This is a genomic window from Natrononativus amylolyticus, assembly GCF_024362525.1.
In the GTDB taxonomy this organism is placed as follows: Archaea; Halobacteriota; Halobacteria; order Halobacteriales; family Natrialbaceae; genus Natrononativus; species Natrononativus amylolyticus.
In genome coordinates this window covers 2,089,637-2,104,217 of sequence record NZ_CP101458.1, presented here as the reverse complement: position 1 = coordinate 2,104,217, position 14,581 = coordinate 2,089,637, and the positions used below count along the sequence as shown (strand labels likewise).

Annotated in this window: 13 protein-coding genes; 7 read left to right on the top strand and 6 right to left on the bottom strand. The window is 62.9% G+C overall.

Annotated elements, in window-relative coordinates:
• The 3 genes from NMQ11_RS11075 (at position 1) to NMQ11_RS11065 (ending at position 2,545) form a co-directional block, all read left to right on the top strand.
• Positions 1-495 carry an uL15m family ribosomal protein gene (locus NMQ11_RS11075; RefSeq protein ID WP_255168096.1) on the top strand — a complete coding sequence of 165 codons (495 nt, stop codon included), beginning with the start codon at positions 1-3 and terminating at the stop codon, positions 493-495.
• A gap of 3 nt (positions 496-498) precedes the next feature.
• Positions 499-1,953 carry a preprotein translocase subunit SecY gene (gene secY / locus NMQ11_RS11070; protein ID WP_255168094.1) on the top strand — a complete coding sequence of 485 codons (1,455 nt, stop codon included), beginning with the start codon at positions 499-501 and terminating at the stop codon, positions 1,951-1,953.
• A gap of 163 nt (positions 1,954-2,116) precedes the next feature.
• On the top strand, positions 2,117-2,545 hold the full coding sequence (locus NMQ11_RS11065; RefSeq protein ID WP_255168092.1) for a hypothetical protein: 429 nt from the start codon (positions 2,117-2,119) through the stop codon (positions 2,543-2,545).
• A gap of 497 nt (positions 2,546-3,042) precedes the next feature.
• Here the strand turns inward: NMQ11_RS11065 and NMQ11_RS11060 are convergent, their stop codons facing one another.
• The 4 genes from NMQ11_RS11060 to NMQ11_RS11045 all read right to left on the bottom strand — a co-directional run bounded on the left by NMQ11_RS11060 (position 3,043) and on the right by NMQ11_RS11045 (position 9,830).
• Complete coding sequence (locus NMQ11_RS11060; protein ID WP_255168091.1) at positions 3,043-3,309, bottom strand: cytochrome C oxidase subunit IV family protein; 267 nt, start codon at positions 3,307-3,309, stop codon at positions 3,043-3,045.
• A gap of 432 nt (positions 3,310-3,741) precedes the next feature.
• Positions 3,742-6,234: a cbb3-type cytochrome c oxidase subunit I gene (locus NMQ11_RS11055; protein WP_255168090.1), complete on the bottom strand. Its 2,493-nt coding sequence runs from the start codon at positions 6,232-6,234 to the stop codon at positions 3,742-3,744.
• The gene (gene coxB / locus NMQ11_RS11050) at positions 6,234-7,154 is read right to left on the bottom strand and encodes a cytochrome c oxidase subunit II (RefSeq protein WP_255168088.1); all 921 of its coding nucleotides are present in this window, start codon (positions 7,152-7,154) and stop codon (positions 6,234-6,236) included. Before coxB ends, NMQ11_RS11055 begins: the two co-directional genes overlap by 1 nt.
• 324 nt (positions 7,155-7,478) lie before the next feature.
• Positions 7,479-9,830 (bottom strand): amino acid permease, encoded by a 2,352-nt coding sequence (locus tag NMQ11_RS11045; RefSeq protein WP_255168086.1) that lies wholly within the window; start codon positions 9,828-9,830, stop codon positions 7,479-7,481.
• A 286-nt stretch (positions 9,831-10,116) separates the two neighbouring features.
• On the opposite strand from NMQ11_RS11045, the gene NMQ11_RS11040 reads away from it, so the two are divergent.
• Positions 10,117-10,398, top strand: coding sequence for an amphi-Trp domain-containing protein (locus NMQ11_RS11040; protein WP_255168085.1), 282 nt, complete (start codon positions 10,117-10,119; stop codon positions 10,396-10,398).
• A gap of 36 nt (positions 10,399-10,434) precedes the next feature.
• Positions 10,435-10,842 (top strand): helix-turn-helix transcriptional regulator, encoded by a 408-nt coding sequence (locus tag NMQ11_RS11035; RefSeq protein WP_255168083.1) that lies wholly within the window; start codon positions 10,435-10,437, stop codon positions 10,840-10,842.
• Here NMQ11_RS11035 and NMQ11_RS11030 read toward each other — a convergent pair.
• Positions 10,839-11,249, bottom strand: a complete 411-nt coding sequence (locus NMQ11_RS11030) for a DUF7975 family protein (RefSeq protein ID WP_255168081.1) — start codon at positions 11,247-11,249, stop codon at positions 10,839-10,841. The two genes, NMQ11_RS11035 and NMQ11_RS11030, sit on opposite strands and share 4 nt — an antisense overlap.
• A 59-nt stretch (positions 11,250-11,308) precedes the next feature.
• Here NMQ11_RS11030 and NMQ11_RS11025 point away from each other — a divergent pair, with 59 nt between their 5' ends.
• Positions 11,309-11,944, top strand: a complete 636-nt coding sequence (locus NMQ11_RS11025) for an adenylate kinase (protein ID WP_255168079.1) — start codon at positions 11,309-11,311, stop codon at positions 11,942-11,944.
• Between the two features lie 3 nt (positions 11,945-11,947).
• Here NMQ11_RS11025 and NMQ11_RS11020 read toward each other — a convergent pair whose 3' ends face one another.
• A complete protein-coding gene (locus NMQ11_RS11020) occupies positions 11,948-13,438 on the bottom strand; it encodes a DUF7289 family protein (protein ID WP_255168077.1) in 1,491 nt (496 codons plus the stop codon).
• A gap of 174 nt (positions 13,439-13,612) precedes the next feature.
• Here NMQ11_RS11020 and NMQ11_RS11015 point away from each other — a divergent pair, with 174 nt between their 5' ends.
• Positions 13,613-14,554 (top strand): DUF106 domain-containing protein, encoded by a 942-nt coding sequence (locus NMQ11_RS11015; RefSeq protein ID WP_255168075.1) that lies wholly within the window; start codon positions 13,613-13,615, stop codon positions 14,552-14,554.
• The last annotated feature ends 27 nt before the right edge of the window (positions 14,555-14,581 follow it).

Sequence of the window (14,581 nt, the reverse complement as noted above, 5' to 3'; positions counted from 1 at the left end):
ATGACGAGCAAAAAACGACGCCAGCGCGGATCGCGGACACACGGCGGCGGCACCCACAAGAACCGCCGCGGTGCCGGCCACCGGGGTGGCCGCGGGCGCGCCGGGCGCAGCAAACACGAGTTCCACAACTACGAACCGAAGGGCAAACACGGCTTCAAGCGGCCACAGGACATCCGCGAGGAGGTCGCCGAGATCGACGTCCAGAAGCTAGACGAGGACGCGATCCTCTACGCCGCCGAGGGTCTCGCCGACGAGACCGGCGACGGCTACGCGATCGACGCGCGCGACGTCGTCGAGGACGGCCACGAGGTCGACGTCGTGAAGGTCCTCGGAAGCGGCCAGGTCCGCAACAGCCTCGAGGTCACCGCCGACGCCTTCACCGAGGCGGCCGCGGAGAAACTCGAGGACGCCGGTGGCGACGCGGTGCTCACCGAGCGCGGCCAGGAGCGAGCCGACGAGCAAGACGACACCGAACAGGAACAGGGCGAGGAGTAAGCGATGGGATGGAAGGAAGCTGCTGAACCGGTCCTTACCCGAATGCCCACCGTACGCAGACCGGAGGGACACGTCCCCTTCAAGCGCAAGCTCATGTGGACGGCGGGTATCCTCGTGCTGTACTTCTTCCTGACGAACATCGACCTGCTCGGCCTCCAGGCCGGGGGTGACGACCTCTTCGGCGAGTTCCGTGCGATCCTCGCCGGCGAGTTCGGCTCGCTCCTGCAGGTCGGAATTGGACCGATCGTCACGGCGAGCATCGTCTTACAGCTCCTTGGGGGGGCGAATCTACTCGGTCTCGACACGAACGATCCTCGAGATCAGGTCCTCTATCAGGGACTCCAGAAGCTGCTCGTCATCGTCATGACGGCGCTGACGGCCCTGCCGATGGTGTTCGCAGGTGGCTTCCTCCCGGCACAGCCTTCGTTACAGCTCGGCGGGCTGACGCTCGATCAGAGCGGCGTACAGATGCTGCTGTTCACCCAGATCTTCATCGGCGGCGTCCTCATCCTGTACATGGACGAGGTCGTCAGCAAGTGGGGTGTCGGCAGCGGGATCGGGCTGTTCATCATCGCCGGCGTGAGCCAGCGCCTCGTCAGCGGATTCCTGGCCTGGAGCGAGGAAGGGTTCTTCTACAGCTGGTATCTCATCCTCACCGGCCAGTCCGAGGTCGGCGGCTTCACCGGCGACGGCCTCTACGCGCTGTTCCTCGGTCAGGGGCAGCTGATCGCCCTGTTGACGACGGTGTTGATCTTCGCCATCGTCGTCTACGCCGAGTCCGTGCGCGTCGAGATCCCGCTGAGTCACGCCCGCGTCAAGGGTGCTCGCGGTCGCTTCCCCGTGAAGCTCATCTACGCGAGCGTCCTGCCCATGATCCTCGTCCGCGCGGTGCAGGCGAACATCCAGTTCATGGGGACGATTCTCGCCTCCCAGTGGGAGAACATGCCCGACTGGCTCGGCGTGTACGTCGACGGCCAGCCCGTCAGCGGGTTCTTCTACTACACCGCACCGATCTACTCGCCGGAGGACTGGATGTGGTGGACCGGCGCCGTCACGCAAGACTGGTGGATGGTGATGGTCCGGATCAGCGTCGACCTGACGTTCATGGTCATCGGCGGCGCGATCTTCGCGATCTTCTGGGTCGAAACCACCAACATGGGTCCCGAGGCGACCGCAAAGCAGATCCAGAACTCCGGGATGCAGATCCCCGGCTTCCGACAGAACGTCGGCGTCGTCGAGAAGGTCATGGAGCGGTACATCCCGCAGGTGACCGTCATCGGCGGCGCGCTCGTCGGTCTGCTGGCCGTCTGGGCGAACATGCTGGGCACCATCGGCGCCGTCACCGGGACGGGGCTGCTGCTCGCCGTCTCCATTACGTACAAGCTGTACGAGGAGATCGCCGAGGAGCAGATGATGGAGATGCATCCGATGATGCGCGAGATGTTCGGCAAGGAGTAGCGATACTCCGTTTTTCTTTCTTCGAGCGCCGCTCGAGCGACCGCACTGCGAACCCCTCGAGTTCACCGCGAACGCAAGTGTGCAGGATATATATGGGCGAAGGGACAACGCTCACCAAAGAGGTGGTTCGATGCCAGAAATGTATCTCATAAGCACACTCCTGATGGGACTTCTCGTAATCGCCGTCGCGGTTGCGATCGCCCGTAGCGGGCAGCGAGCAACGCCGAGTGGACACGCCGGGTCGCGCATCGGTTACGCCGAGTGGTCACAGCGGTCGGAGAGCTACGACAGCCGCCTCGTCGCGGCTGCGAACAACCCGCTGGTCTGGACGGTCGGGTTCATCGGCCTGGCCGTCGCGTTCATCGCCGGCGCGGTCCTCCTGGTCCAGGGCGTCCCGGACGTCGACACCGGCGTCCTCGAGACCGGGTTCCTCGCGGTCGGCGGCGCGGTGTTGCTCGGCTACGTCTTCTTCGGGGCGTACTTCTCGGCTCGAGACCGCGTCGGACAGACCGCTGCGGCGGTCGGAATCGCGGCGGCGACGCTCGGCACGCTGTTCCTGATCGGCGTCATCGTGATGCTCCTGCTCGACTGATCTCCTCACGTTTTCCTGACTGGCTGCTCACTGCTAGCGGAACGCTCGCTGCTGGGTTGTGTGGCTCGCGCGTCTCACCGTTGAACTCCGCCTAGCACGCAGCCCGGTTCCGACCAGGGCCGTCGTTGTCGCCGCGTGAGGTCGACGACGCGCTCTCGGCGTTCGGGAGTCGTGAAACCCGCGTTCGATCCGCCCGCTCGGGATGCCGACGATCTCCGACTGATCGTCCACCGGGAAGTGGACGTCCTCGAGCCGACTCGGTTCGCCGACGGTTTCTGGTCGAGATGGCGGCTCTCTTCGGAGTTCGCGCCTGTGCGTGTGCGGAGTATGGCCCGTACGATTCGAAACGAGAACGCGGCAGACGACGGATCGTGTGCCCTTCCGGGTCTGCGTTTTGGCCTTCTCTTGGAGAGTGGCGGTCGCTCGTTGGCGTACAGCTGGCGCGAGAGAACACGGCGAGGTAAACGATGTCGATAGTCGTCGGACGGTGCCGCGCGTTACTGGATCGAGAAGCCGGCGGCGACGGTGAGCAGGACCACCATGAACACCGCGATGAGCATCATGTAGGTGATCGAGCGCGGTTCGTGGAGCAGGTGCTGGTAGTACGCCGCGATCAACAGGGACTTGACTAGAGCGAGGAAGAGCGTCCCTCCCATCGCCATCCAGTAGGTGAAGATATCGTCGAACGTGAAGAAGATGAACTTGCTAGTCCCCAGTACCAGTAACACGACGTAGATGATCGTGTACGTTCGAACGCTCGCCATTAGTTGGCTATCGGCGGACGGCGCACTTATACCTTCCTCATACGGCTCGTGGGTATGGCTCTGTCAGCCGGCGGACGCTGTCCGTCGACCCGACCTTGCGGGCCGTGATCGCCGCAGCCGCGCCGTGTCCCCGCGCCGGCGTCGGGGCTCGAGTGTCGGTTTCGATCGACGCCTCTCACGTCCACCTCCCGTCACGTGCGCCTCTCGAGGCGTTGTGGACGACGGGAGCGGAACTCGATCTCGCGGGTGACGATCCATCTCGCCCGCTCACAGCGGCCGATGCGCATTGTATCCACCGACCGCTCCGGCTATCGGTCCGGCCGGTGGGCGCGACGACGGTTTCTCGAGTCGCTCCGCTGACGAGGCGGTGGATCTTCGCGCGTACTCCGGGTATCGAGCCGAAAGAAGGGGAAGTTGCGCCGCGGAAACCCGCTACATCAGGTAGAACAGCGGGAAGAGGAAGACCCAGACGATGTCGACGAAGTGCCAATAGAGTCCGAAGAACTCCACCGGCCGCGAGTCTTCCATGTAGGCGTCGATCGTGATGATCCGGAAGATCATGAAGATGGCGACGAGCAGTCCCAGGACGACGTGCAGGCCGTGGAGCCCCGTCGTCACGTAGTACAGCGAGTACTCGAGGCCGCTGAACCAGTACTCTCCGTGGGCGAACTTGTCGCTCCACTCCCAGGCTTTCACGCCCAGGAACGACAGCCCGAGCAGGAGCGTCGCGGACATCGTCGCGAGCAGCCCCTTCTTGTTCTGGCGTTCGGCCATCACCAGCGCGAGGATGACCGTGAAGCTCGAGGTGAGCAGGATGTACGTGTTCAACAGGCCGGGCCAGGCCTCGGGCGGCACCGGACTCCAGGTGTCCCAGCCGGCGTGAATCCGCATGAACAGGTACGCGCCGATGAACGCGCCGAAGACGACGACGTCGGACGCCAGGAACACCCAGACGCCGAACTTCGTGTTGCCGACGCCCTCGAACGGCCAGCGCTCGGCGATCGCCATCTCGGGGGCGTGGAAGCTCTCGCGGCCGAACTCGAACAGGACGTACGCGAGGATCACTAGCCCGAGGGCGGTGATGATCGGATACGCAATGTTCGGTTCGGGCGTCGACGGATCGATCTGGCCGGTTGCGGCCGCGAAGTCCGCGATGTACGGGGTCAGCCCCGAGAGCCCGAGGAACAGGACGAACGTCCCAATACCGATGCCGAGCGGCCAGATGCTCGCGTGGTCCGGGTGCTCCTCTTCGGCGTGTGACTCGTGTTTCGTCGCGAGCTCGCCGCGAGCGGTCTGGGTGGCCGGAACGCCGCCGTCGGTGGCCGCCTCGCCGGCCGTATCGTCGACGAACTCGAGTCGACCGCTCGCGTACGACGGGCGGTCGTCCCAGTTCTCGAGCGGCGGGGGCGATGGAACTGCCCACTCGGCGGTCCGGGAGAACTCCCATGGGTTGTCCGGCGCGTCGGGGCCGGAGACCAGACTCTTCCCGAGCGTGTAGAACAGGATCAGGAACGACGCCCCGAGGACGAACGCGCCGATCGTCGCGAGCTGGTGGTAGATCTCCATTCCTTCGCCGTAGTGGAAGACACGGCGCGGGGTTTCCCAGGCGAGGAACATCGGGAAGTAAAGCAGGTTGAACCCGATGAAGTAGACGGCGAAGTTGAGCTTTCCGAGGAACTCGTCGTACATCTTCCCGGTGATCTTCGGCCACCAGTAGTAGAGGCCGGCGATCAGCGCGGTGACCCCCGAGACCATCACGTAGTGGAAGTGCGCGACGACCCAGTAGGTGCCGCGGAACTCGTAGTCGAGCACGACGGCGCCGAGGAACACCCCGGTAATCCCACCGAGGATGAACAACACGAGCGCGCCGAGGCTGAACAGGAACGGGGTCGTAAACCGCACCCGTCCCTTGACCATCGTGTAGATCAGCGCGAAGACCATCAGGTCGAACGGCAGTGAGATCCCGATGGTCGTCGCCATCATCAGCGTCTTGATCTCGAGGTTGATGGTCGTCAGGAACATGTGGTGCATCCAGACGAGGAACGACTGGACGGCCACGAGGACCATCGCGATGATGACCCACTTGCGGCCGACCAGCCGACGACCGGTGAACGTCTGGAACGTCTCGAACATGATCCCCAGCGCGGGGAAGAAGACGATGTACACCTCCGGATGGCCGAAGAACCAGAACAGGTGGGCCCACAACAGCCCCGACCCCTGGTCGGTTGCGAAGTACTGGGTGAGGAGGATCCGGTCGGTCGCGAGCAACAGCAGCGCAGCGAGCAGCGCCGCGAACGCGAACAGCATCATCCAGACGGTGAGCAGCCACGACCAGGTGAACAGCGGAATGTTCCACAGACCGAGCCCCTCCGCGCGCGAGCGGTGGATGGTCACGAGGAAGTTCACCGTCCCGATGGTGATCGAGATCGTAAATAGGATCAACGCGAGGATCGTCGCGTTGCCGCCCGTCGTCGCCTCCATCGCGGGCGAGTACGTCGGCACGTTGAGTGGCGCGTACATCGTCCAGCCGCCGCCGAAGGTTCCGCCCTGGAAGAACGAGAGCATAATGAGGATACCCGAGAACAGGTAGAACCAGTAGCTCAGGGCGTTCAGGCGTGGGAACGCCAGGTCCTTCGCTCCGATCTGAAGCGGAACGAGGTAGTTCGCGAACCCGGATGCAACCGGCGACAGGAACCAGAACACCATCAACAGGCCGTGTGCCGTGACGGACTGGTTGTACGCGCTGTCGCTGAGAATCCCTGTCCCGCCGGCTTCCCAGAGCTGGACGCGGAACAGGAGCGCGAGGATCCCGCCGAAAATGAGGAAGAACAGCGCCGTTGCTATATAGAGGATCCCGACGTCCTTGTGGTTGGTCGTAACGAGCCACCGCTTGACCGACGTCATCGGGGGGAAGTCGTCAGCCATCAGTCCTCACCCCCGTCGTCGACGTCGCCGCCCTCGTCGTCACCCGCTTCGTCGTCGGTCTCGTTGTCGGTTTCTTCGTCACCGTTCTCGTCATCTCCGTTTTCGTCGTCGCCGTTGGCGTCATCCGCCTCATCGTCGCCGTTGGCGTCATCCGCCTCATCGTCGCCGTTAGCCTCGTCCTCGTCGGCTTCCTCATCCGCCTCATCGTCGCCGTTAGCCTCGTCCTCGTCGGCTTCCTCATCCGCCTCCTCCTCCTCTTCCATTTCGGCGGCTTGTTCCTCGAGCCACTCCTCGTAGGTCGCTTCGTCGGTCACGTTGAGCGTCGCCTCCATCGCGGAGTGACCGGGTCCACAGAGTTCGAAGCACTCGATGAGGTACTCGCCTTCTTCTTCGGCGATGAACCAGGTTTCGTCGTATTCGCCGGGAATCGCGTCGGCTTTTACGCGTTGTTCCGTTATGCCAAACGAGTGCCAGACGTCGGTCGCCGTGACGTTGAGCCAGACGGTCTGTCCCTCGGGGACGACCAGCTCACCGCCGGTCTCGACGCCGTTCTCGTAGTAGAAGTCCCAGCCGAACGCGAAGCCTTCGACGTCGACTTCGATGGCGTCGTCGCCGGGGTTGCCGTCCGGTCCCTCCTCGACGTACAGGAGCATCCCGTACGTCCAGACGACCAGCGAGATAACGATGATCGCACTCAGGCCGAACGATACGAATAGTTTCTTCCCACTGCCTCCGCCTGTCGGTAACTCCCCGAGCGTCGGCAGATCCTCGTCGGGCTTTCTGTCGTCGTGGTCGCGGTACTTGTACGCGTTGTACAGCGTATACGCGATCACGACGACGCCAACGAGGGTCCCGAGTCCAAGGAAGACGAGGAAAATCTCCTCGAACACGTTTACACGCGTCTCGGGCTGCGTCTGCATCAGGGTCGAAAGTGCGCTGAAGATTGTGTTCACCTCGATTGTAGTCGCTTATATGTCGGACGATGATTCCCGGGGACACTTATCTATTTGGAAACGGCCCACGGCTTCCGTCTCGCCCGCTGACTTCCACAGGGCGGCGATCAGCGGCGTGGATGGGACGGGCGCCGTCGACTCCCGGTACTCGTGGTCCTTCGTCTAGGCCTTCGACCGACCGACCTTTTCTCTATCGTTCTTCCACCGCCGTCGTGTCGGCTCCACACAGTGTTAGCCGACCGTTACGAACCGTTCGAGCCGACGACCGCAAAAAACAGTTCGCTCGTCCGATCACTCGTCCCGTCGTCCCAGAACGCGCTCGCGCAGCGACCGGGACGCGCGCTTCTCCGCGAGCAACACGGGTACCTCGAGTCGGTCGATGACGCCGAAGACGAGCGATCCCCGGACGAGCCGCGACAGCAGTCCGCGGCGGGTCGCGCCGATGATCACCATCGAGTGGTCGGCCGCGGCGCGCTCGATTGCCCCCTCGACGTCGCCGGTGTCGTCGACGATAATCGACGCGTCCTCGAGGCCGTGATCCGCCGCCCAGTCCCGGATGAACGCCTCGCCCTCGGCCCGCTGATCGCTGTCGTCGACGACGTGGAGCAGGCTCACCTCGCCGTCGTACTCCGCGCTGAGCGCTCGGGCAACCTCGGCGCTAACGTCGGAGTCGTCGCCGCCGGCGGTCGGCACGAGGATCCGCGAGGCGTCGATCGACTTCCCGTCGAGGACGAGGAAATCACACGGCAGATCGTGGGTGAGTTCGTCGAGGGGGCGCTCGATCCGGCCCTCGCCGAGGCTCGAGCCGCCCCACCCCATCACGACCGCGTCCACGTCGTGCGTGCTCGCCGCGTCGAAGACCTCCTCGAACGATCGGTGGGAGACGATCGTCTTCGTCTCGACGTCGACGCCGAACGTCTCCGCACTGCTACGGGCGCTCTCGAGGAGTCGCTCGGACTCCGAACTCAGCTGATCGATGTGCTCGGCCCCCTTCTGGAGCGGCGTCTGGTCCGGCACCTGAACGATGTGCGTCGCCAGTACGGACCCCCCTTTCGCGCGGGCGAGAGCGCTTCCCAGCGTGATGAGTGCCCGCTCCGTCCGCGGGTTCGAGAGCGCGACCATCACCCTGGGTCCGGCGCTTCCCTGGGGCTGGACAGCGCTGACGGCGTTGACCGCGGAGTCGGGCATCTCCTCGGAGCGCTCGAGGACGTAGTTGGCGAGCAGCCCCTGCCGATCAGTCTTGTTTCGGGCGTAGACGAAGTACCAGACGATCGCAAAGATGACGAACCCGATACTCAGGACGATCTCGATTCGCTGCATGAACGCGATCAACCCGAGCGAGAGGACGATCCCCATGATCGGCGTGATCGGGTACAGCGGCACCCGGAAATCGGGGTCGTAATCGGGAAACTCAGTCTCCCGAAAGACGATCAACGCGGCGTTGATCAGCGCGTAGACGACGAGGTGGAGCACGCTCGCGGCCTTCGCCAGCACCTCGACGTCGGCGCCGAGCGCGACGATGAAGACGACGATCATCAGCCCGGTGATCGCGATCGACCGGTACGGCGTCGCGAATCGGGGGTGGATCTCGTTGAGCCAGTCGGTGACGATCTTGTCTCGTCCCATCGCGAAGTTGATCCGCGCGGAGGCGAGGATCGAGGCGTTCGCGCTCGAGGCCGTCGCCAGCAACGCGGCGAGGGTGATCGAGGTGACACCGACGCCGAGGATCGGGACGTCGAGGCCGCCGACGTCGAGCTGGTAGTCGAAGACGGTCTCGGCGGCGTACGACATCGGCGCGTTCTCGACGTGCTCGAGGAAGAAGTCGCTCTGCGGGACCAGCCCCATCAGGAGGCTGACGAGGATCGTGTAGATGACCATCACGATGGCGACGCTGCCGACGATCGCGATCGGGAGGTTTCGCCCGGGGTCCTTGAGTTCCTCTCCGACGGTCGCGATCTTCGCGTAGCCGAGGTAAGAGACGAACACCAGCGCAGCGCCGGGGAGGATCGCACCCGTTCCCTCGGGAGCCAGGCCGCCGTCGGCCGTGACGGTCCCCCAGTCGAACGAGAAGAACCCGACGACGGCGAAGATCGTCAGAATGCCGAGTAAGAGCGTGACGATCACCGTTTGAATGCCGCCGGTCTCTTTCGCGCCGATGTAGTTGACGCCGACGAAGATGACGCCGGCGAGGATCGCCCCGATCTGAATCTCGTTGAGAACCAGCGGTCCGAGGGCGACCGTCGGTAACAGTGCGACGGTGCCGATACCGGGGACCGAGACGACGGTGCCGTCGAGGAGGTCTGCGAGATACCCCCCGAAACCGATGCAGTAGAACGCGCTGGCGAACGCCAGCCCGATCCAGTCACCCATCCCCGAGATCGACCCGAACAGCGGACCGAGCGCGCGATTGATGTAGTAGTAGGCACCGCCCGCCTTCGGCATCGCCGTCCCGAGTTCGCTCACCGAGAGGGCGTTTACCATCGCGATCATTCCCCCCAGAATGAACGAAACGACGACGACCGGTCCGGCCTCCTGGGCGGCAACGCCCGGAAGAACGAAGATACCGGCTCCGATCATCGTCCCGATCCCGATCGTCAGCGCCGACAGCAGCCCGAGGTCCTTGGCGAGTTCTTCGTCGCTCATCGCCCCTTCCCCCGAAGGGTGTCTCCCCGCCACCAACGGGATACGGACTGGCCCGTGCTCACCGTCGTCTCGCTCCAATCACTCATTTCTGTCACCCCGTTCGACGGACCACTGTGTGTGTCCTGTGAGCCCGTCCCGTCGCCGACTCGAAGTACAGTTTCATACCCGGGGAAACTTTCCGAGGCATCATAAGCGAGGCGAAACCGGTGAGAGCACACCGCCGACGCTGCCCGCCCGCGTCGGCTCGAGCGGTAGGTTCTATATCGGCGCCGCCGTACGATACGGTATGCCCGAGGAGGTACTTTTCAAATTCGAACGACGGATGGACAGCGCGGAAATCGCCGATTACCTGCGGACTGTCGCCGACACGCTCGACTCCGGCGGCGAGATCGCCCTCGAGTCCGGGTCGGAGTCGGTCACCCTCACGCCCCCGACCCGGCCGACGTTCGAGGTCAAAGCCGAACGCGAAACCTCGAGTTCGGGGGGTCCGGGCGAACTCAGCATCGAGTTCGAACTCGAGTGGGACGAAGGCCAGGAGGACGGAGGCGGCGACCTCACCATCGGGTAATCGCCCGCCTGGTTGGGAACACAGCCCCGTCTGACCGTGTCCGAAACGTCACCGACCGTCGGTTACTCGCTCGTCGCTGGAGACCCGGTCTCACTCGTTCTCGTCGGCGCACTGGTCGTGCTCCTCGCGCTGGTCGCCGCCTACTGGCTCGCGAGAAGTGGCGAGTCCGACGACGCGGCACCCGATCGTGACGGGCTATCGTCTCGGTCGGACGCTGACGGCCGAGCCGAACGAGGGCTCTCCGACGAAGAGCGAGTGTGCCGGTGGTTGCGCGAAGCCGGCGGCGAACTGCCCCAGAAGGAGTTCATCGAGCGCGGCGACTGGTCGAAATCGAAGGTGAGCCGCCTCCTCTCGCAGATGGAAGACGACGGGCTCATCGAGAAGGTACGTGTCGGTCGCGAGAACGCCATCGTCCTGCTCGAAGACGACCGGGAATCGCCCTAGACGGCGACGACCCACGCCCGAAACTCTTCGGGGAGTCCGTACACCTCGCGGAACACCGCGTCGAGGAACTGGGCGATCCGGTTCGGATCGGCCTTCGCGCTCACGCGGACGTTGTTCCCGTCGGCGCTCTCGGGGCGCGTGATCTCGTCGATCTTGAACGCCGGGAACGAGCCGAGCAGCGCCTTCAGCTCCTCGAGTTCACCGTCGGTGCAGTCGAGGTTCACCACGCCGTCGGCGAACTGGAGCCACGGCACTCCGAGGTCGGGGTCGGGGGCGCTCTCGCCCTCGAGCGCGCGCTCGTCCACCTCGATAGTCAGAAACTGGCTGCCTCGATTGCGGTGGGCGGTGATGGCGTCGACGAACAGGCTTCGCCGTTCGGCGGGCTCGCTCGCGTCGAATCGCGTCATAGTCGGAGGGATGTGCGCCATTCTTTAAGCCTTTATGCGACGCCGGCGAACGGCCGACTATGGCACAGCCACGAATTTTGATCCTCGGGGCACCCGGAGCGGGGAAAGGCACGCAGAGCGCGAAGATCGCCGACCACTTCGACGTCGAGCACGTTACGACCGGCGACGCGCTGCGCTCGAACAAGGAGATGGACATCTCCGACCTGGGCCTCGAGTACGACACCCCCGGCGAGTACATGGACGCGGGCGAACTCGTCCCCGACGAGGTCGTCAACGCCATCGTCGACGAGGCCCTCTCACAGAGCGACGGCTTCGTCCTCGACGGCTACCCGCGGAACTTAGAGCAGGCCGAGGAACTCGAGGGGATGACGGATCTCGACGTGGTGCTCTACCTCGACGTGAGCGAGGACGAACTCGTCCACCGACTCACCGGCCGCCGGATGGACCCCGAGACGGGCGACATCTACCACCTCGAGTACAACCCGCCGGAAGACGCGGAGGTTGAGGATCGGTTAGTTCAGCGCGAGGACGACGCCGAGGACACCGTGAAGGAACGGCTCCGGGTGTATCGCGAGAACACGGAGCCGGTTATCGAGTATTATGAGGAGGAGGGGAGCCTCGAGCGCGTTGACGGTGAGCAGGCGCCGGACGAAGTGTGGGAGGACGTGAAGGTGACGATCGAAGACGCGGCGTAACCGTTACTTGTTCCTGACTTCGATCTCGTGGTGAGCAATATTGAGGTACGTTAGCTGTGGCGGGAGTTCGTATTCCTCGGGGTAAAGATCGATGTCTGCATCCTCGAGGCCGGTATCGTACTCGAAGTCGATACTTCCCTCACCGCCCTGGAAGAAAACAGAGTTTGCGATCAATGCCCCGGTGAAGTTGGGATTTGATCGTGCACACACCTGATACTCCCCATCACCACAGTGATTACCTCCGATGGGATGGGAGTCTGCGTCCCACTCGTCGCTTGCTACGTATATGACTCCCTCGAAACTCGGCTCACCGCCCTCTAAGAAGGCAACTTTCGTTTCGGATGTCCCATACAACTGGATACGTTCTGAGTTCGTGCCGCTTTTCTCTGTTTCCGGATATACTTCCCCGTGATCGATAACTAGATTCCCGGTCGTGTATATCTTCAATTCATTATCTGTATCTTCCCAGTTTTTAGCTGTTAACGCACTGTCGAGGTGGATATCACCATCGACGACGAGCGTTACACTACCATCCGAGAGATCAAACGCGAGGTCCTCTTCCAAGTATATTTCGTCTGCGAAATACGCGCCATCGGCCAGCGTCTCTTCACCAGCCACCTCGTCCCAGTTTTGCACATCCTCGCCGTTCTCGAAGTCCTCTACCATCTCGTAGATAACTTCATCTAACTCCGGGAACGACGCCTTCTCATAATCCTCCTCGCCGATCGGAACGTTACCCTGGCTTCCGAATTCACTTGAGTACGCTACTCCGGTCCCAAACGCTTCCTCGAGTTCGAAATAACCGATACGGACCGTTACTTTCGCCGCATCTCCCTCGAGATGTTCGACGCCTCGAACGGACGTGTCACCGGCCTGGTTCTGGAAGTAGTTTTTCCACCCTCGCCAGTACTCGCTTTTAATCACGACGTTTACGCTTTCGTCTTCGACGATCCTCGCCTCGGAATGTACGTTCGTTTCATATTTGGATATCGTAACGTCGCCCGAGCCGAGTCGTTCGTCACCAGTAACGGTCGTCACCGGCATCGTAAACGTCTGCGTGGTACTTTCGTAGTGGATCGGTGGTCCCGACACGACCCGGGTTTCGTCGCCGGTTTCGCGGAAAACGCCTCCTGCTTCGTATGCAATCTTGGTTCCATCGTGGCCTTCGTACTCTATCGTCCCGATCGTGTGGTTTATGTCTTCGATCCCCTCGGATTCGATGCGAATCCAGCCGGTGTCTTCTTTCGCTATCGCGCCACTCTCTCCTGCGGCGAGATCAATCTCGTGTGTAACGTCGTCGTTGCTTGACGCGGTGGTCAGCGTCGTACTCAGTTCCACGAACGCTTGTTCAACGCGATCGTTTTCACTCTGATGTTGGATTTCTGATGTAGCCTCACCAGCAACAACTAGCAGACCAATACTCCCGATTGCAACGATCCCTATCAGCAAAACGATTCCCAGAACCGCACTCTGCCCCCTCGAGCCCCCTGTCATTCGCTATCACCAATGCGTTCGCTCGAGTTCATCTAGGAGACCATTCCGCTCGAGCCTAATATATCGTTTGGATATATTTTATACACGATATGTGGTGGGAGCCGGCTCCGAACGCGCCGCGGAGGAACCCGAAGATAAACACTTGTATACCGGACGTGACCTAGCACAACTCAGATGACGCGTACAGCGGAGAAAATCGACGCCCTCGTCCGGGAGGACGCCTCGATGGCCGAGGCCCTCGAGTCCGTTCGCGCCGAAGCCGACAGAAACGGCGGCGAAGTCGAGTGGGCCGACGTCCGCGACGATCTGACGAGCGGACAGTGGGGGCGGTTGATCGAGAAGGGCGTGCTGGTCGACGGCGCCGAAGGCTTCGAGATCGCCGACCGGGAGGCCTACGACGAGGCCTTGGACGGCGACGGCGACACCGATGTCCCCGACGTCGACATCGACGAGGAGGCATCGAAGTGGTCCCAGTGGGACAAGATGGCCGCCGTCGGGTCGGTGTTGTTGATGATCGGCTACTGGCTCGAGTCCGTGCGGGACGTCGTCGGCGGCGCGCTCAACCTCTTTCTGGGGCCGCTCGACGCCGCCCTGCCGTTTTACGCGGTGATCCTGGTGGTCGCGATGCTCACCGGCCTGTACTCGACGCTGCTCCAGGCGAACCTGATGAACATGGATCGCATCGGGAAGTACCAGGAGCGGATGAAGGCGATGCAGAACAAGCGAAGCGACGTCCAGGAGCGCAAGAAGGAAGCCGAGGAGCGCGGGGCCAGCGAGGCCGAACTCGAGCGTCTCGACAACGAGATGCAGCGGGTCCAGGAGGAGCAGATGGAGGCGATGGCCGAGAACCTCGGGATGTTCAAAGAGCAGTTCCGGCCGATGGTCTGGATCATGCTGTTCACCATCCCGCTGTTCCTCTGGATGTACTGGAAGATCCACGGCGGGCCGACCGGCGACGAGACGGTCGTCATGCCCATCGCCGGCGAGGTCACCTGGCGAAGCGGGCTGCTCGGCCCGATGCCGGCCTGGATCGTCTGGTACTTCCTCTGCTCGATGGGCTTTACGCAACTGCTGCGAAAATCGCTCAACATCGACATGACGCCCTCGAGCGCCTGATCCCGCTCGGTCGATTCAAAACCCATT